The 14,473-nt window shown below is 67.8% G+C and carries 12 protein-coding genes; 7 read left to right on the forward strand and 5 right to left on the reverse strand.

Annotated features, from left to right (window positions below):
- Nucleotides 1–60 precede the first annotated feature (60 nt).
- Nucleotides 61–1,530, reverse strand: coding sequence for a cytochrome-c oxidase, cbb3-type subunit I (gene ccoN / locus ABD017_RS03360; protein ID WP_343880124.1), 1,470 nt, complete (start codon nt 1,528–1,530; stop codon nt 61–63).
- 269 nt (nt 1,531–1,799) lie between these two features.
- Between ccoN and ispG the strand changes: the two genes are divergently transcribed.
- Together ispG and ABD017_RS03370 are read left to right on the forward strand one after the other, a co-directional pair.
- Nucleotides 1,800–3,050, forward strand: a complete 1,251-nt coding sequence (gene ispG / locus ABD017_RS03365) for a flavodoxin-dependent (E)-4-hydroxy-3-methylbut-2-enyl-diphosphate synthase (protein ID WP_343880126.1) — start codon at nt 1,800–1,802, stop codon at nt 3,048–3,050.
- Between the two features lie 91 nt (nt 3,051–3,141).
- Nucleotides 3,142–3,984: an HD-GYP domain-containing protein gene (locus tag ABD017_RS03370; RefSeq protein ID WP_343880128.1), complete on the forward strand. Its 843-nt coding sequence runs from the start codon at nt 3,142–3,144 to the stop codon at nt 3,982–3,984.
- Between the two features lie 72 nt (nt 3,985–4,056).
- On the opposite strand, the gene aat is transcribed toward ABD017_RS03370, so the two are convergent.
- The 3 genes from aat to trxB form a co-directional block, all read right to left on the reverse strand.
- Nucleotides 4,057–4,785 (reverse strand): leucyl/phenylalanyl-tRNA--protein transferase, encoded by a 729-nt coding sequence (aat, locus tag ABD017_RS03375; protein WP_343880130.1) that lies wholly within the window; start codon nt 4,783–4,785, stop codon nt 4,057–4,059.
- Entirely contained in the window at nt 4,782–5,966 is a 1,185-nt protein-coding gene (locus ABD017_RS03380) for a GNAT family N-acetyltransferase (protein WP_343880648.1), read from the reverse strand. The genes aat and ABD017_RS03380 overlap by 4 nt, the downstream gene beginning before the upstream one ends.
- A 147-nt stretch (nt 5,967–6,113) precedes the next feature.
- On the reverse strand, nt 6,114–7,079 hold the full coding sequence (trxB, locus tag ABD017_RS03385; protein WP_343880132.1) for a thioredoxin-disulfide reductase: 966 nt from the start codon (nt 7,077–7,079) through the stop codon (nt 6,114–6,116).
- Between the two features lie 413 nt (nt 7,080–7,492).
- Between trxB and ABD017_RS03390 the strand changes: the two genes are divergently transcribed.
- The 5 genes from ABD017_RS03390 (at nt 7,493) to ABD017_RS03410 (ending at nt 13,489) form a co-directional block, all read left to right on the forward strand.
- Nucleotides 7,493–9,820, forward strand: coding sequence for a DNA translocase FtsK (locus ABD017_RS03390; protein ID WP_343880134.1), 2,328 nt, complete (start codon nt 7,493–7,495; stop codon nt 9,818–9,820).
- Between the two features lie 147 nt (nt 9,821–9,967).
- The gene (gene lolA / locus ABD017_RS03395) at nt 9,968–10,621 is read left to right on the forward strand and encodes an outer membrane lipoprotein periplasmic chaperone LolA (RefSeq protein ID WP_343880136.1); all 654 of its coding nucleotides are present in this window, start codon (nt 9,968–9,970) and stop codon (nt 10,619–10,621) included.
- A 9-nt stretch (nt 10,622–10,630) separates the two neighbouring features.
- Nucleotides 10,631–11,305, forward strand: a complete 675-nt coding sequence (locus ABD017_RS03400; RefSeq protein WP_343880138.1) for a YoaK family protein — start codon at nt 10,631–10,633, stop codon at nt 11,303–11,305.
- Nucleotides 11,306–11,345: 40 nt separating this feature from the next.
- Nucleotides 11,346–12,683 carry a replication-associated recombination protein A gene (locus ABD017_RS03405; RefSeq protein ID WP_343880140.1) on the forward strand — a complete coding sequence of 446 codons (1,338 nt, stop codon included), beginning with the start codon at nt 11,346–11,348 and terminating at the stop codon, nt 12,681–12,683.
- Complete coding sequence (locus tag ABD017_RS03410) at nt 12,680–13,489, forward strand: sterol desaturase family protein (RefSeq protein ID WP_343880142.1); 810 nt, start codon at nt 12,680–12,682, stop codon at nt 13,487–13,489. The genes ABD017_RS03405 and ABD017_RS03410 overlap by 4 nt, the downstream gene beginning before the upstream one ends.
- 87 nt (nt 13,490–13,576) lie before the next feature.
- On the opposite strand, the gene ABD017_RS03415 is transcribed toward ABD017_RS03410, so the two are convergent.
- Nucleotides 13,577–14,347, reverse strand: coding sequence for a DUF1499 domain-containing protein (locus tag ABD017_RS03415; RefSeq protein ID WP_343880144.1), 771 nt, complete (start codon nt 14,345–14,347; stop codon nt 13,577–13,579).
- Nucleotides 14,348–14,473 lie beyond the last annotated feature (126 nt).

Consider the following 14,473-nt stretch of genomic DNA (forward strand, 5'->3'; position numbering starts at 1 on the left):
GGGCCGGGTTGCGCCCTTGAAACGGCAAGTCGATCGCCACGGCACCCGCGGGCGAGCGCATCAGCCGGCGCTCGCGGGCAGGGGTTCGGGCACCTGGTGCGGATAGGGTTCGGGAATCGGCACGGGAATCGGCTTGATCAGATGGGCGCGTGCATCGGCCGCGGTATGCCACAGGTTCCAGGCCATGATCACCATGCCGCTGAGCACGAACACGCCACCCAGCCAGCGGATCCAGTACATCGGCTTGATCGCGATCAGGCTGTCGATGAAGGCATACGCCAGCGAGCCGTCGGGCAGGGTCTTGCGCCACATCAGGCCTTCGGTGACGCCGGCCGTCCACATCGAACCCACGTACAGCAGCAGGCCCATGGTGTGGATCCAGAAATGCCACTCCATGCCCTTTTGCGAATACATCTTCGGCTGGCCCAGCGCGCGCGGCGCCATCGCGTACAGCGAGCCGATGGTGATCATCGCCACCCAGCCCAGCGAGCCCGAATGCACGTGGGCGATGGTCCAGTCGGTGTAGTGCGACAGCGAGTTCACCGTCTTGATCGCCATCATCGAGCCTTCGAAGGTCGAGGCGGCGTAGAACACCAGCGACAGCACCATGAACTTGGCCGCCGGGTCCATCTTCAGCTTGTGCCACGAGCCGTTGAAGGTGAGCAGGCCGTTCGCCGCCGAACCCAGGCTGGGCATCAGCAGCACCAGCGAGAACGCCATGCCGACGGACTGCACCCAGTCGGGCAGGGCCGTGTACATCAGGTGGTGCGCGCCGGCCCACATGTAGACCGAGATCAGCGCCCAGAAATTGACGATCGAGAAGCGGTAGCTCCACAGCGGCTGCTGCGCCTGCCGCGGCACGAAGTAATACATCATGCCCAGGAAGCCGGCGGTGAGGAAAAACGCCACCGCGTTGTGGCCGTACCACCACTGCACCATCGCATCGACCACGCCGGCGTAGACCGGGTACGACTTGAACAGCGAGGCCGGCAGGGCCAGGTTGTTGACGATGTGCAGCAGGCCCACCGCGATGATGAACGCGCCGTAGTACCAGTTGGCCACGTAGATGTGCTTGATCCGCCGCCGCGTCAGGCTGCCGAAGAACACCACGCCGAAGCTCACCCACACGATCGCGATCAGGATGTCGATGAACCACTCCGGCTCGGCGTACTCCTTGCTCTGGGTGATGCCCAGCGGCATCGTCACCATCGCCAGCACGCAGACCAGTTGCCAGCCCCAGAAGGTGAAGGCCGCCAACTTGCCGAAGGCGAGCCGTGCGTGGCCGGTGCGCTGCACCACGTAATAGCAGGTGCCCATCAGCGCCGAACCGCCGAAGGCGAAGATCACGCCGAAGGTGTGGTCGGGGCGGATGCGGCTGAAGGTGAGCCATGAGGTGTCGAAGTTCAACGCGGGCCAGGCCAGCTCGGCGGCGGCGTAGACGCCCACCGACATGCCGATGATCCCCCACACGGCAGCTGCCAGCAGGAACTGGCGCACCACTTTGTCGTTGTAATACTCAGTGTTCGGCATGCGGATTCCCAACGGTTAACTGCGCCATTCTGCGTAAAGCGTGACGCGATGCCATGACGTCAATCAAGTCGCTGCGACAATGCGTACCAGCCCGCACTGATCCGAGGGTGGCGCCGGCGGCTTGCAGTTTTCGTGAACGGCCCTGCGGAGGATGCGCGACGGCTGCCGCCGACCGGCGCGCGCCGCGCCGGGGCGCCGGTCTGGCGCGGGTCGGCGGCCGTGATCGGGTATCCTTGACGGTATTTCTTCGGATGGGAAGCATCAGCGAGATGGCTACACAAACGCGCCTGGCGGCGGGCCCGGCCCCGCGCCGGCAGAGTGTCGGCGTGCAGGTGGGCAAGGTCCGCGTCGGTGGCAATGCGCCGATCGTGGTGCAGTCGATGACCAATACCGACACCGAGGACGCCGCCAGCACCGCCAGGCAGGTCGCCGAGCTGGCCCGCGCCGGGTCCGAGCTGGTGCGGATCACGGTCAACACGCCCGCCGCCGCCGCCGCGGTGCCGCGCATTGCCGAGCGACTGGCGATGATGGGCGTGGACGTGCCGCTGGTGGGCGATTTCCACTACAACGGCCACCAGTTGCTGGAACGCGAGCCGGCCTGCGCCGAGGCGCTGGCCAAGTACCGCATCAACCCCGGCAACGTGGGTTTCGGCGCCAAGCGCGACACCCAGTTCGCCTCGATCATCGAGATGGCCCTGCGCTACGCCAAGCCGGTGCGCATCGGCGTCAACTGGGGTTCGCTGGACCAGAGCATGCTGGCCGCGCTGATGGACGAGAACGCGCAGCGGGCCGAACCGTGGGACGCGTCGCAGGTGGCGCGCGAGGCGCTGATCCGCTCCGCGCTGGAATCGGCCGCCAAGGCGGAAGAACTCGGCCTGGGGCGCGACCGCATCATCCTGTCGTGCAAGGTCTCCGGCGTGCAGGAGCTGATTGCGGTCTATCGCGACCTGGCCGCGCGCTGCGATTACGCCTTGCACCTGGGCCTCACCGAGGCCGGCATGGGCTCCAAGGGCATCACCGCATCCAGCGCCGCGCTGGCGGTGCTGCTGCAGGAAGGCATCGGCGACACCATCCGCATCTCGCTGACGCCCGAACCCGGCGCGCCGCGCACCGGCGAGGTGATCGTGGCGCAGGAGCTGCTGCAGACCATGGGGCTGCGCTCGTTCACCCCGCTGGTCACCGCCTGCCCGGGCTGTGGCCGCACCACCAGCGAGTTCTTCCAGGTGCTGGCCAAGACCGTGCAGGAACATGTGCGCGAGCAGATGCCGCTGTGGCGGGTGAAGTACGACGGCGTGGAGAACCTCACCCTGGCGGTGATGGGCTGCATCGTCAACGGGCCTGGCGAATCCAAGCACGCCAACATCGGCATCTCGCTGCCGGGCAACGGCGAGGCGCCGGCCGCGCCGGTATTCATCGACGGCGAAAAGGCGATGACCCTGCGCGGCGACAATATCGCCAGCGAATTCGTGGGCATTCTGGACGATTACGTGGAGCGCAAGTACACCGCTCGCACGAGCTGACGGATACGTCACAATGCGCGGGCATGGTCTTGCCCACACTGCGTTGCCAGCCTTGCGCAGGCCACGCTCACGATCCCAAGGACGCCATTACGTGACGAAACATCCACAGCTGCGCACGGTCGTCATCTACGTGTCGGTTTCCGCATTGTGGATAGGGTTTTCCGACCTCGCGTTGAACGCGCTGGTCGCCACCCGATCCGAACTGGCGTTCCTGCAAAGCATCAAGGGCTGGCTGTTCGTGCTGGGCACCGGCGCGCTGCTTTACTGGGTGCTGGGCTGCGAGATGCGCCAGTTGCGGCGCGCCAACGAGATGCTGCTGGAAGGCCAGCAGCAGGCCCTGCGCGTGCTGGTGTCGGCGATCGACATCCGGCACAAGGAAACCGGCGACCATTCCGACCGTGTCATGCGCATGGCCACCGGGCTGGCGCGCGTGGCGGGGGTGCGTGGCGACGCGCTGCGCAACCTGTCCTTCGGCGCGCTGCTGCACGACATCGGCAAGCTGGCCGTGCCCGACGCCATCCTGGTCAAGCCCGGCAAGCTGGACGAGGGCGAGATCGCGGTGATGCGCCAGCACGCGCGCTTCGGCGGCGACATGCTGCAAAAGGTGGATTTCCTGCGCGATGCCAGCGACATCCCGTACAGCCACCACGAACGCTGGGACGGCGCCGGCTACCCGGCCGGCCTGCGCGGCGAGGCCATTCCGCTGGCGGCACGCATCTTCAGCGTGGTGGACATCTGGGATGCGCTCATTTCCCCGCGCGTCTACAAGCCCGCCTGGCCCGAGGCCGACGTCATCGCCTACCTGCAGAAAGTGGCCGGCAGCCAGCTCGATCCCCACCTGGTCGCGCTGTTCATCGAACACTACGACGAGCTCAAGGCGCTGGGCGAGCCGCCGGATGGGAGCGAACCGTCGGGGCGTTCCGCACACCTGTAGGAGCGACTTCAGTCGCGACGCTCTTGCTCCGGCTTTCCGATAAAAGCAGGCGCGTCGCGGCTGAAGCCGCTCCTACAAGGGGGCGCAAGGCTGGATCAGGGCGTCGGTGAACGGCGCCCAGTTGCCGGGCTGGCCGGGCAGGCGGCGCAATGTGGCCACGTCCTGCAGGTATTGCGCGCGCGGTATCTCGACCGCGCCGAGGCTCAAGGTGTGCGCATTGGCCACCTGGGTATCGATCAGCGGAAAACCCCAGTCGTGCAGCAGCCGGGCCAGGGCCACCAGCGCCAGTTTCGACGCGCCGCTCTGGCGGCTGAACATCGACTCGCCGCAGAACAGCTGCCCCAGCGCGATGCCGTAGATGCCGCCGATCAGTTGCCCGCCCTCCCACACCTCCAGGCTGTGGGCGTGGCCCAGGTGGTAGAGGCGGTTGTAGGCATCGATCATCGCCGGCACGATCCAGGTGCCCGAGGCGTCGCGGCGCGGCGCGGCACAGCCACGGACCACCGCGTCGAATGCGTGGTCGAGCGTGAGATGCCAGTGCTTGCCCGCCAGCTGCCGGCGCAGACTGCGGCCGATATGCAGGTCCTGCGTGCGCAATACGCAGCGCGGGTCGGGCGACCACCACAGGATCGGCTCGCCATCGCTGAACCAGGGGAAGATGCCCTTGCCATAGGCGGCCAGCAGCCGCGCGGGCGAAAGGTCGCCGCCGAACGCCAGCAGGCCGTTGGGTTCGGTCAACGCCTGCCCGGGATCGGGGAACGACGTCGGCGCGTCCGGATCGAGCAGGGGCAGCCGGATCACGGCGACAGGTCGCGCGGTGGGCCGGGTTCGTTGCCCTCGCGCGCCGCCTCGCGGCTCCTCGCATACGGGCTGTGCGCCAGCAGTTCGGCCGCGTAGCCGTCGACGGCCTCCGCCTCGTGGGTCAGCGCGTCGGCCACGGCGGCGCGGAAACCGGGGTTGACCAGGAAATGCCGCGAATGCGTGCGCACCGGCAAAAAGCCGCGCGCCAGCTTGTGCTCGCCTTGCGCACCAGGCTCGAAACGCTTCAACCCTTGCGCGATGGCGTAGTCGATGCCGCGGTAGTAGCACAGCTCGAAATGCAGGCCGGGCACGTCCACCGACGCGCCCCAGTAACGCCCGTACAGCACGCCGCCGCCCTGGATGAACAGCGCCATCGCCACGATCGTGTCGCCATCGCGCGCCAGCGCCAGCTGCGCGGTCTGGCCCAGGTCGCCCAGGTGGCTGAAGAACGCGGCGGTGAGCGCGGCGTGGTTGCCCTTGGCGTCGAAGGTGGCCTCGTACAACGCATGCACGCGGCGCCATTCGAGCAGACTGAGGCTGTTGCCGCCGCGCCATTCGATCGCCAGGCCGCTGGCCGCCACCTGCTCACGCTCGCGCAGGATGTTCTTGCGCTTCTTGTGGTTGAGCGTGGCCAGGAACGCCGGGAAGTGGCGGTAGCCATGGTTGTGCCAATGGAACTGCACGTCCGAGCGCGCCAGCCAGTCCTCGTCGAACGCCTCGGCTTCGGCCGCCTCCAGAAAATTGGCATGCACCGAGGAAAGCCCCAGCTCCTCGGCCTCGCCGCGCATCGCCTCGGCCAGCGCCCGCTGCAGCAGGGCGGTCTGGCCATCGCGGCCGGCCAGCAGCCGTGGCCCGGTCACCGGCGAGTAGGGCACGCCGTTGAGCAGTTTCGGGTAGTACTCGCCGCCGGCCTGCTGCCAGGCGCGGGCCCAGCCGAAATCGAACACGAACTCGCCGTGTGAGTTGCCCTTGAAATACAGCGGCGCAGCGGCGATCAGCCGGTCGCGCTCGTAGATGCCAACGTGGTGCGGTTGCCAGCCCCAGTCCGCACGGATGCAGCCGGAGCGCTCCAGCGTGGCCAGGAACGCATGCGACACGAACGGGTTGTCCTCGCCACGCAACGCATCCCACGCCGCGGCGGGCAGCTCGGCGATGGCGTCATGGAAGCGGGTGGTGAGCATCAGCGGGTTGTGGATACCTTTGTCCCGGATTCGGGATTCGGACTCGCTGCCGCTTTCGCGGGGTCGAGGTTGCAAGGCGACGTTTCATGTTCCTGCAGTCACGTGCCTGCGACGCGCCTGCAAATCCCGAATCCCGAATCCCGGCCCTCAGGCCACCGGCGTCTGCTGATCCAGCCAGCGCTCGGCATCCAGCGCGGCCATGCAGCCGAAGCCGGCCGAGGTGATCGCCTGGCGGTAGACATGGTCGGCCACGTCGCCGGCGGCGAACACGCCCTCGACCGAGGTCATCGTGGCCATGCCCTGCTGGCCGCTGTGGATCTTGATGTAGCCATCGTGCATCTCCAGCTGGCCCTGGAAGATGCCGGTGTTGGGCGTGTGGCCGATCGCCACGAAGAAGCCGGTGGCCTCGATGTCGCGGGTGGCGCCGGAGTTGACGTCCTTCACGCGCACGCCGGTGACGCCGGAGTCGTCGCCCAGCACCTCGTCCACGCTGTGGTTCCACACCAGCTCGATCTTGCCGGCGGCGGCCTTCTCGAACAGCTTGTCCTGCATGATCTTCTCGGCGCGCAGCTTGTCGCGCCGGTGCACCAGGTAGACCTTGCTGGCGATGTTGGACAGGTACAGCGCCTCTTCCACGGCGGTGTTGCCGCCGCCGATCACCACCACCACCTGCTCGCGGAAGAAGAAGCCGTCGCAGGTGGCGCAGGCCGACACGCCCTTGCCCTTGAACTTCTCCTCCGAGGCGATGCCCAGGTATTTCGCGGTGGCGCCGGTGGTGATGATCAGCGCGTCGGCGGTGTAGTCGCCCGAATCGCCGCGCAGCCGGAACGGGCGCTGCTTCAGGTCCACCGTGTGGATGTGGTCGAACACCATCTCGGTATGGAAACGCTCGGCGTGCTCGGCCATGCGCTGCATCAGCGCCGGCCCCTGCAGCCCCTCGACGTCGCCGGGCCAGTTGTCCACGTCGGTGGTGGTCATCAGCTGGCCGCCCTGCTGCAGGCCGGTGATCATGGTCGGCTTGAGGTTGGCGCGTGCGGCATACACCGCCGCTGTATAGCCGGCGGGGCCGGAGCCGAGGATCAGCAAGCGGCTGTGCTTGGGAACGGTGTTCATTTTTACCAGTTACTCCGCGGAGTTCTGCGACGGTGGCGGGAGGTGCGCGAGGGGCCAACGGTTCCAGGTCGGTCGAGACCCTGCAGGCCGCTGGCCAGCGGCGCATCGAGGTGATCCGTGGCTGCCAATGGCCTGGCGCGGTCGCGTTTCCGCGAGGGTTTGCGCATGGCCGGCGACAGCGGCGGTTCAGTCCGCAAGGATGGGGAATCCGGTGCGCCGATTCAAGGCGAGCGGCGGGCTCGACGCCGCCGCGCCGATGGCGCGATCACTTCGCCGACATCATTGCCCCGCGGATGCCGCCCGGCGGCGCGTTGCTGTTCCCCACGCCCGAATCGGCCCGCCCGCGGCGGTACGCTGGCAGATCCGGCGTTGCAAGGTATGCTCTGACGTTGGTCAACAGGAAGAGGTCGTCCATGGCGACACGCAGCACGAACGCCAGGCAACCGGCCCGGGAAGGCCTCAGCGAAGAGTTGAAACGGCGCCTGCGCGAAGCCGGTGCGCTGCTGTTGCTGCCGCTGGCGCTGTACCTGCTGGTCTGCCTGTTCAGCTACAACCCGATGGACCCCAGCTGGTCGCACGTAGGCAGCGCCGATCACGCGCGCAACTTCGGCGGCATGCTGGGCGCCTACGTGGCCGATCTGCTGCGCTACCTGTTCGGCATGGTGGCGTATGCGTTTCCCCTGTTGCTGGTGCTGCTGGGCGTGAACGTGCTGCGGCACGGCGCCCAACCCAGCGCCAGCCGCTGGGAGCCGTCGCTGCGGCTGATCGGCTCGGTGTTCTTCTTCATCACCGCGCCGGGCCTGTGCTGGCTCAATTTTCCCGACAGCGGCATGGCGCCCCAGGGCGCCGGCGGCATGATCGGCGAGGCGGTGGGCAAGGGCCTGCAATACGTCTTCGGCTACAAGGGCGCGCCGCTGCTGCTGCTGGCGGTGTTCCTGGTGGCGGTGACGCTGGCCACCGGGCTGTCGTGGTTCAAGGTGATGGACTGGACCGGACGCACGGTGCTGCGGCTGACCGAACTGGTTCGCGAGCGCCTGCGCCAGGCGCCGCAGGAACGCGCCGCGCGGCTGGCGCGCACCGAGCGCGCGGCGGTGAAGAAAGACGACGCGGTGAAACAGGCGAAGCGCGAGCCGGTACGGATCGAGCCGGCGCCCGCGCCGGTGACCAAAAGCGAGCGCGCCCGGCTGGAAACGCAGATCCCGCTGTTCGTGGGCGCTTCGGTGCCGGGGGAACTGCCGCCGCTGTCGCTGCTGGACGAGGCGCCGGAGCAGGGCCCGGGCTATTCGGAAGAAACCCTGGAAGTGCTGTCGCGCCAGGTGGAGCTGAAGCTCAAGGATTTCCGCATCGAGGCCAAGGTGGTGGGCGTGTATCCCGGCCCGGTGATCACCCGCTTCGAGCTGGAGCCCGCCGCCGGCGTGCGCGGCTCGCAGGTATCGAGCCTGGACAAGGACATCGCCCGCGGCCTGTCGGTGGTGAGCGTGCGCGTGGTCGACGTGATCCCGGGCAAGAACGTGATCGGGCTGGAGATCCCCAACACCCGCAAGCAGATCGTCTACCTCTCCGAGATCCTGCGCTCGGACAAGTACGACCAGCAGAAATCGCCGCTGGCGCTGGCGCTGGGCAAGGACATCGGTGGCAAACCCGTCGTGGTGGACCTGGCCAAGATGCCGCACCTGCTGGTGGCCGGCACCACCGGTTCGGGCAAGTCGGTGGCGGTCAACGCGATGGTGCTGAGCCTGCTGTACAAGGCCAGCCCCAAAGACGTGCGCATGATCATGATCGACCCGAAGATGCTGGAGCTCTCGGTGTACGAGGGCATCCCGCACCTGCTGGCGCCGGTGGTCACCGACATGAAGGAGGCGGCCAACGCCCTGCGCTGGTGCGTGGCCGAGATGGAGCGCCGCTACAAACTGATGGCCGCCGTGGGCGTGCGCAACCTGGCCGGCTTCAACAAGAAGGTGGCCGAGGCGGACAAGGCCGGCCAGCCGCTGCTCGATCCCCTGTTCCGGCCCAACCCGGAAATGCCGAACCTGGCCGCCGAGCCGCTGGAGCCGCTGCCGAACATCGTGGTGATCATCGACGAGTTCGCCGACATGATGATGATCGTCGGCAAGAAGGTGGAAGAGCTCATTGCCCGCCTGGCGCAGAAGGCGCGCGCCGCCGGCGTGCACCTGATCCTGGCCACCCAGCGCCCGTCGGTGGACGTGATCACCGGCCTGATCAAGGCCAACATCCCCACCCGCATCGCGTTCCAGGTGTCCTCCAAGATCGACTCGCGCACGATTCTTGACCAGTCCGGCGCCGAGGCGCTGCTGGGCCACGGCGACATGCTCTACCTGCCGCCGGGCACCGCCACGCCCGAGCGCGTGCACGGCGCCTTCGTCGACGACCACGAGGTGCATGGCGTGGTGAACTGGCTGAAATCCCAGGGCGAGCCCAATTACATCGAGGGCGTGCTGGAGGAAGTGCAGGCCACCAGCGACGGCAAGTTCATCAACGACTCGGGCATCCCGCAGGATGGCGAGGAGGGCGGCGACGCCGACGCCCAGCTCTACGACAAGGCGGTGGCCGTGGTCACCCAGACCCGACGCGCCTCGATATCGGGGGTGCAGAGGCATTTGCGCATCGGCTACAACCGCGCCGCCCGCCTGGTCGAGCAGATGGAGCAGGACGGCGTGGTCAGCCCGCCCCAGCACAACGGCAACCGCGAAGTGCTGGCGCCGCCGCCACCGCGGGATTGAGCCTGACACCTGTAGGAGCGGCTTCAGCCGCGACCGCCTTTGCCAGGCCATGCATCTGCAAAGGGCGGTCGCGGCTGAAGCCGCTCCTACAGGTGCGTTAAGCCAATACGCCCCACAATCCGCACCGCCATCGCTTTGGGAAATCCGATGAAACGCTTCACCTTTGCCACCGCCCTCCTGCTGCTGTCGTTCGTGACACAGGCCGCCACCGGGCCGGCCCGCGCACGGCTGGATGCGTTCGCGCAGAACCTGCACTCGCTGACCGGGCAGTTCAGCCAGACCCTGATCGACATCAACGGGCAGGGCAGCAAGACCAGTTCGGGCACGCTGGCACTGCAGGCGCCGCGGCAGTTCCGCTGGGAGACACTGACGCCGTACAAGCAGACCATCGTGGCCGACGGCAGCCGGGTGTGGATGTACGACCCGGAGCTGGACCAGGTCACCGTGCGCATCCAGAGCGCCGAAGAGGCGCACAGCCCGCTCACCGTGCTCACCGACGTGTCGCAACTGGACCGCAATTTCAAGGTGGCCGAACGCGGCGAGCGTGACGGCCTGCAATGGCTGCGGCTCACCTCCACCGCGAAAGACCCGCAATTCGACTACGCCGACCTGGGCTTCGACGCGAACGGCCTGGCGCGCATGACTTTCCGCGACCAGCTCGGCTCCACCACGGACATCCGCTTTTCCAACTGGCAGCGCAATGTGGCGATCCCGCCTGCCATGTTCAACTTCGTGCCGCCGCCCGGCGCCGACGTGATCGGCGATGCGCCGGTGATCGACGTGCAGCCGCTGAAGAACTGACCCGCCCGCATGCCGGTACTGCGCCAATTGCCACGCTGGGCCTGGTTTGGTGGCGGCGTGCTCGCGTTCATCGCCGGCATCGTCAATGCGGCCGGCTACATGGGATTCCGGCACCAGTCGATCACCAACCTGACCGGTTCCACCAGCCTGCTGGGCGTGGCGCTGGGTACCGGCGACGGCGGCGAGGCGTGGCATTGGGCGCTCTCCATCGGCGCCTTCGTGCTCGGTGCCATGCTCAGTGGCATGATCGTGCAGCAGAGCACGCTGAAGCTGGGGCGTCGCTACGGGGTGACCCTGGTGCTGGAATCCATCCTGCTGTTCGCCGCCGTGCCGTTGCTGCATCAGAACGATTCATTGGGGCTTTACCTGGCCGCGATGGGCGCCGGTCTTCAGAACGGCATGGCCAGCACGTACAGCGGCATGGTGTTCCGCACCACCCATGTCTCGGGCATGTTCACCGACCTGGGCATCTACATCGGCCAGCGCCTGCGTGGTCTCACTGTGGATACCTTGCGCGTGCGGGTCTGCGTGCTGGTCATCGTCACGTTCACCCTGGGCAGCGCAGTGGGCGCACGGCTTTTCACCGTCTTGCATGAGCGCACCCTGCTGGTGCCGGCCGTGCTGACAGGGCTGTGCGGCCTCGGCTATACGCTGTATCGCCGCCGCGCGCCGACCGGCGCCTGACCGAACGCGGCGCCCACAAACGGCGGGTTATCATCCGCCCATGCCTCGCAACCCTTCCCCGTCCGCCGACCTGTTCGCCACCGACACCGACGCGCTGAAGCCGCTGGCCGAGCGCATGCGCCCGCGCAGCCTCGACGAAATCGTGGGCCAGCAACGACTGGTGGGGCCGGACAAGGCGCTGCGCCGCGCACTGGAGGCGGGCAAGATCCATTCGATGGTGCTGTGGGGGCCGCCCGGTTGCGGCAAGACCACGCTGGCGCTGCTGATCGCGCGGTACGCCGAAGCGGATTTCCGCGCGATTTCCGCCGTGCTTTCCGGCCTGCCGGACGTGCGCAAGGCGTTGGCCGAGGCCGAGATGAACTTTGCCCAGGGCCGGCGCACCGTGCTGTTCGTGGACGAGGTGCATCGCTTCAACAAGACCCAGCAGGACGCCTTCCTGCCGCATATCGAACGCGGCGTGATCATCTTCATTGGCGCCACCACCGAGAACCCCTCATTCGAGCTGAATTCCGCGCTGCTGTCGCGCTGCCGCGTGCACGTGCTGGAACCGGTTTCCCGCGACGACATCATCGCTGCGCTGAAACGCGCGCTGGCCGACAGCGAGCGCGGGCTGGGCGCACTGCAGTTGCAGGTCGACGATGAGGCGGTGGACTCCATCGCCCAGGCCGCCGACGGCGACGTGCGCCGTGCGCTGACCCTGCTGGAAATCGCCGCCGAGCTGGCCGAGGACCGGCGCATCGACCAGACCACGCTGAGCCAGGTGCTGGCCGACCGCACCCGCCGCTTCGACAAGCAGGGCGAGCAGTTCTACGACCAGATCTCGGCGCTGCACAAGTCGGTGCGCTCGTCCGATCCCGACGCCGCCGTGTACTGGCTGTGCCGCATGCTCGATGGCGGCGTCGACCCGTTGTATCTCGCGCGCCGCATGACCCGCATGGCGGTCGAAGACGTGGGCCTGGCCGAGCCACGCGCGTGGCGCATGGCGCTGGATGCATGGGATACCTACGAGCGGCTGGGCAGCCCCGAGGGCGAGCTTGGGCTGGCGCAACTGGCCATCTGGCTGGCCATCGCCCCCAAGAGCAACGCCGCCTACATGGCCTACAACAAGGCCCGCGCCGCCGTACGCGAAGGCGGCACGCTGGAGGTGCCCATGCACCTGCGCAACGCGCCCACCAAGCTGATGAAAGGCATGGGCTACGGCAAGGGCTACCAGTACGACCACGACGCCGAAGGCGGCATCGCGCTGGATCAGCAATGCCTGCCCGATGCGCTGGTCGGTACCGTGTTCTACGAGCCGGTCGAGCGCGGCCTGGAACTGCAACTGCGCGAGAAGCTGCTGGACCTGCGCAAGCGTCGTCGCGACGCGCAAGGGTCGTGACTGCGCTGGCCGGCATCCCCATAAACGCCGTGGCGTGGCGCATTTCGATCTTCGCGTTGCTGCTGGTGTTGCTGGTGCTGGCCGAATGGCGCTGGCCGCGCCACCAGGGCGACCCCGACCGTCGGCATCGCTGGCCGGTGAACCTGGGTTTCGGCCTGGTCGGCGCGCTCTGCCTGCGCCTGTTGCTGCCGTGGCTGGCCATCGATGCCGCGTCATGGGCGCAGCAACATCGCTTCGGCCTGCTGCACCTGTGGGCCGTGCCATCGTGGCTGGCGTTCGCGCTGACCCTGCTGGCGCTGGACCTGTTGATCTACGCCCAGCACCGGCTGATGCACGGCGTGGGCTGGCTGTGGCGGCTGCACCGCCTGCACCACAGCGACCTGGCGCTGGATGCCAGCTCCGGCGTGCGTTTCCATCCGCTGGAAATCCTGTTTTCGATGGGCCTGAAAATCGGCGCGGTGCTGGCGCTGGGCGCCGCGCCCGCCGCCGTGCTGGCGTTCGAGATCCTGCTCAACGGCTTTGCGATGTTCACCCACGCCAACCTGGCCTTGCCGCCACGTCTCGATCGCGCGCTGCGCTGGCTGGTGGTCACGCCGGACATGCACCGCATCCACCACTCGGTGCGGCGCGACGAGCACGACAGCAATTTTGGCTTCAACGTGTCGTGGTGGGACCGCCTGTTCCGCAGCTATCGCGACGCCCCGCGCCAGCCGCAGGCCACGCTGCAGCTGGGGCTGGACCGGTTTCGCGAACCTCGCGAGCAGCGTTTCGGCGCGCTGATGCTGCAACCGTTCCATCGGCGGTGAACCTGTAGGAGCGACTTCAGTCGCGATGCTGTTCCACGTCACTCAAACGCATCGCGCACAGGGTGCGCTCCTACAGCAGCTTGTGCGTCAGTGGGCGCCCACCGCCTCGCGCAGCTTGCGGCTGTAGGCGCGGATGCGCGCGGCGTTGGCGCCGACGTCGCTGCCGCCCACGCGCGATTCGGAACGGATGTCCACCCGCGTACCGCCGGCCTCGGGGCGCAGGCGTATCACCACGTCATCCTTGAAGCCGAACCAGAACGTGGTGGCGGTGGCCTCGATGCGTCCCTCATCCGGCACCTGCGCCGCGATCACCCAGCCCATTGATTTGGCGCTGTCCAACGCCGCCTTGAAGACGGTCGCCGGCGGCGCGTCGAACTGCAGCGGCTGGATGTCCGGATACGCCGCGTGCTGCTTGGCCGCCACCTCGGCGCCACCGTAGACGGCCGAATTCGGCGCGTCCGCGCGGGCGGCCAGCAGGGTCTGGAACGGCGGCGGGTTGGTGGTATCCGTGGTGATGTCGTGGATCGCCGGCACCGACCCCGCCTTGTGCTTGAACAGCATCGGCGGCACGAACGCGATCACGCCCAGCACGATCGCGACCAGCGCCCGCGCCAGGTAGCGCCGCGGTTGGCCGAACAGCGCCAGCAGCAGCGCCACCACGCCGAACAGCGCCGCCAGCAGGCCCATCCAGTAGCCGAAGAACACGCTCGAAAAGGCGGCGCCCAGGCCGATCAACCCGGCGCGATAAAGCGGCCCCGACAGCATGGCCAGCAGCGCGACGACGCCGGCCAGCATGCCGAGCGTGGCGATGCGGCGGGTCCAGGGGCGGTTGGTGACGGTGGGTGGTTGGGTATTCATGCGATGGCTCCAGGCAGGTTGGTGTACGGATGTTCGGGCGTGGCATTGCGCTTCACGCTTCCTTCCTCCGCAACGCGGGGGAAGGTGCCGAAGGCGGATGGGGGCGCTCTTGATCTTGTGTCGCAT

It is taken from the genome of Rhodanobacter caeni (assembly GCF_039523575.1).
Lineage (GTDB): Bacteria > Pseudomonadota > Gammaproteobacteria > Xanthomonadales > Rhodanobacteraceae > Rhodanobacter > Rhodanobacter caeni.

Coding starts and splice junctions, on each gene's coding strand:
- ccoN (WP_343880124.1), bottom strand. CDS start 1,530: ATGCCGAACACTGAGTATTACAACGACAAAGTGGTGCGCCAGTTCCTG.
- ispG (WP_343880126.1), top strand. CDS start 1,800: ATGGCTACACAAACGCGCCTGGCGGCGGGCCCGGCCCCGCGCCGGCAG.
- ABD017_RS03380 (WP_343880648.1), bottom strand. CDS start 5,966: ATGCTCACCACCCGCTTCCATGACGCCATCGCCGAGCTGCCCGCCGCG.
- trxB (WP_343880132.1), bottom strand. CDS start 7,079: ATGAACACCGTTCCCAAGCACAGCCGCTTGCTGATCCTCGGCTCCGGC.
- ABD017_RS03390 (WP_343880134.1), top strand. CDS start 7,493: ATGGCGACACGCAGCACGAACGCCAGGCAACCGGCCCGGGAAGGCCTC.
- lolA (WP_343880136.1), top strand. CDS start 9,968: ATGAAACGCTTCACCTTTGCCACCGCCCTCCTGCTGCTGTCGTTCGTG.
- ABD017_RS03400 (WP_343880138.1), top strand. CDS start 10,631: ATGCCGGTACTGCGCCAATTGCCACGCTGGGCCTGGTTTGGTGGCGGC.
- ABD017_RS03405 (WP_343880140.1), top strand. CDS start 11,346: ATGCCTCGCAACCCTTCCCCGTCCGCCGACCTGTTCGCCACCGACACC.
- ABD017_RS03415 (WP_343880144.1), bottom strand. CDS start 14,347: ATGAATACCCAACCACCCACCGTCACCAACCGCCCCTGGACCCGCCGC.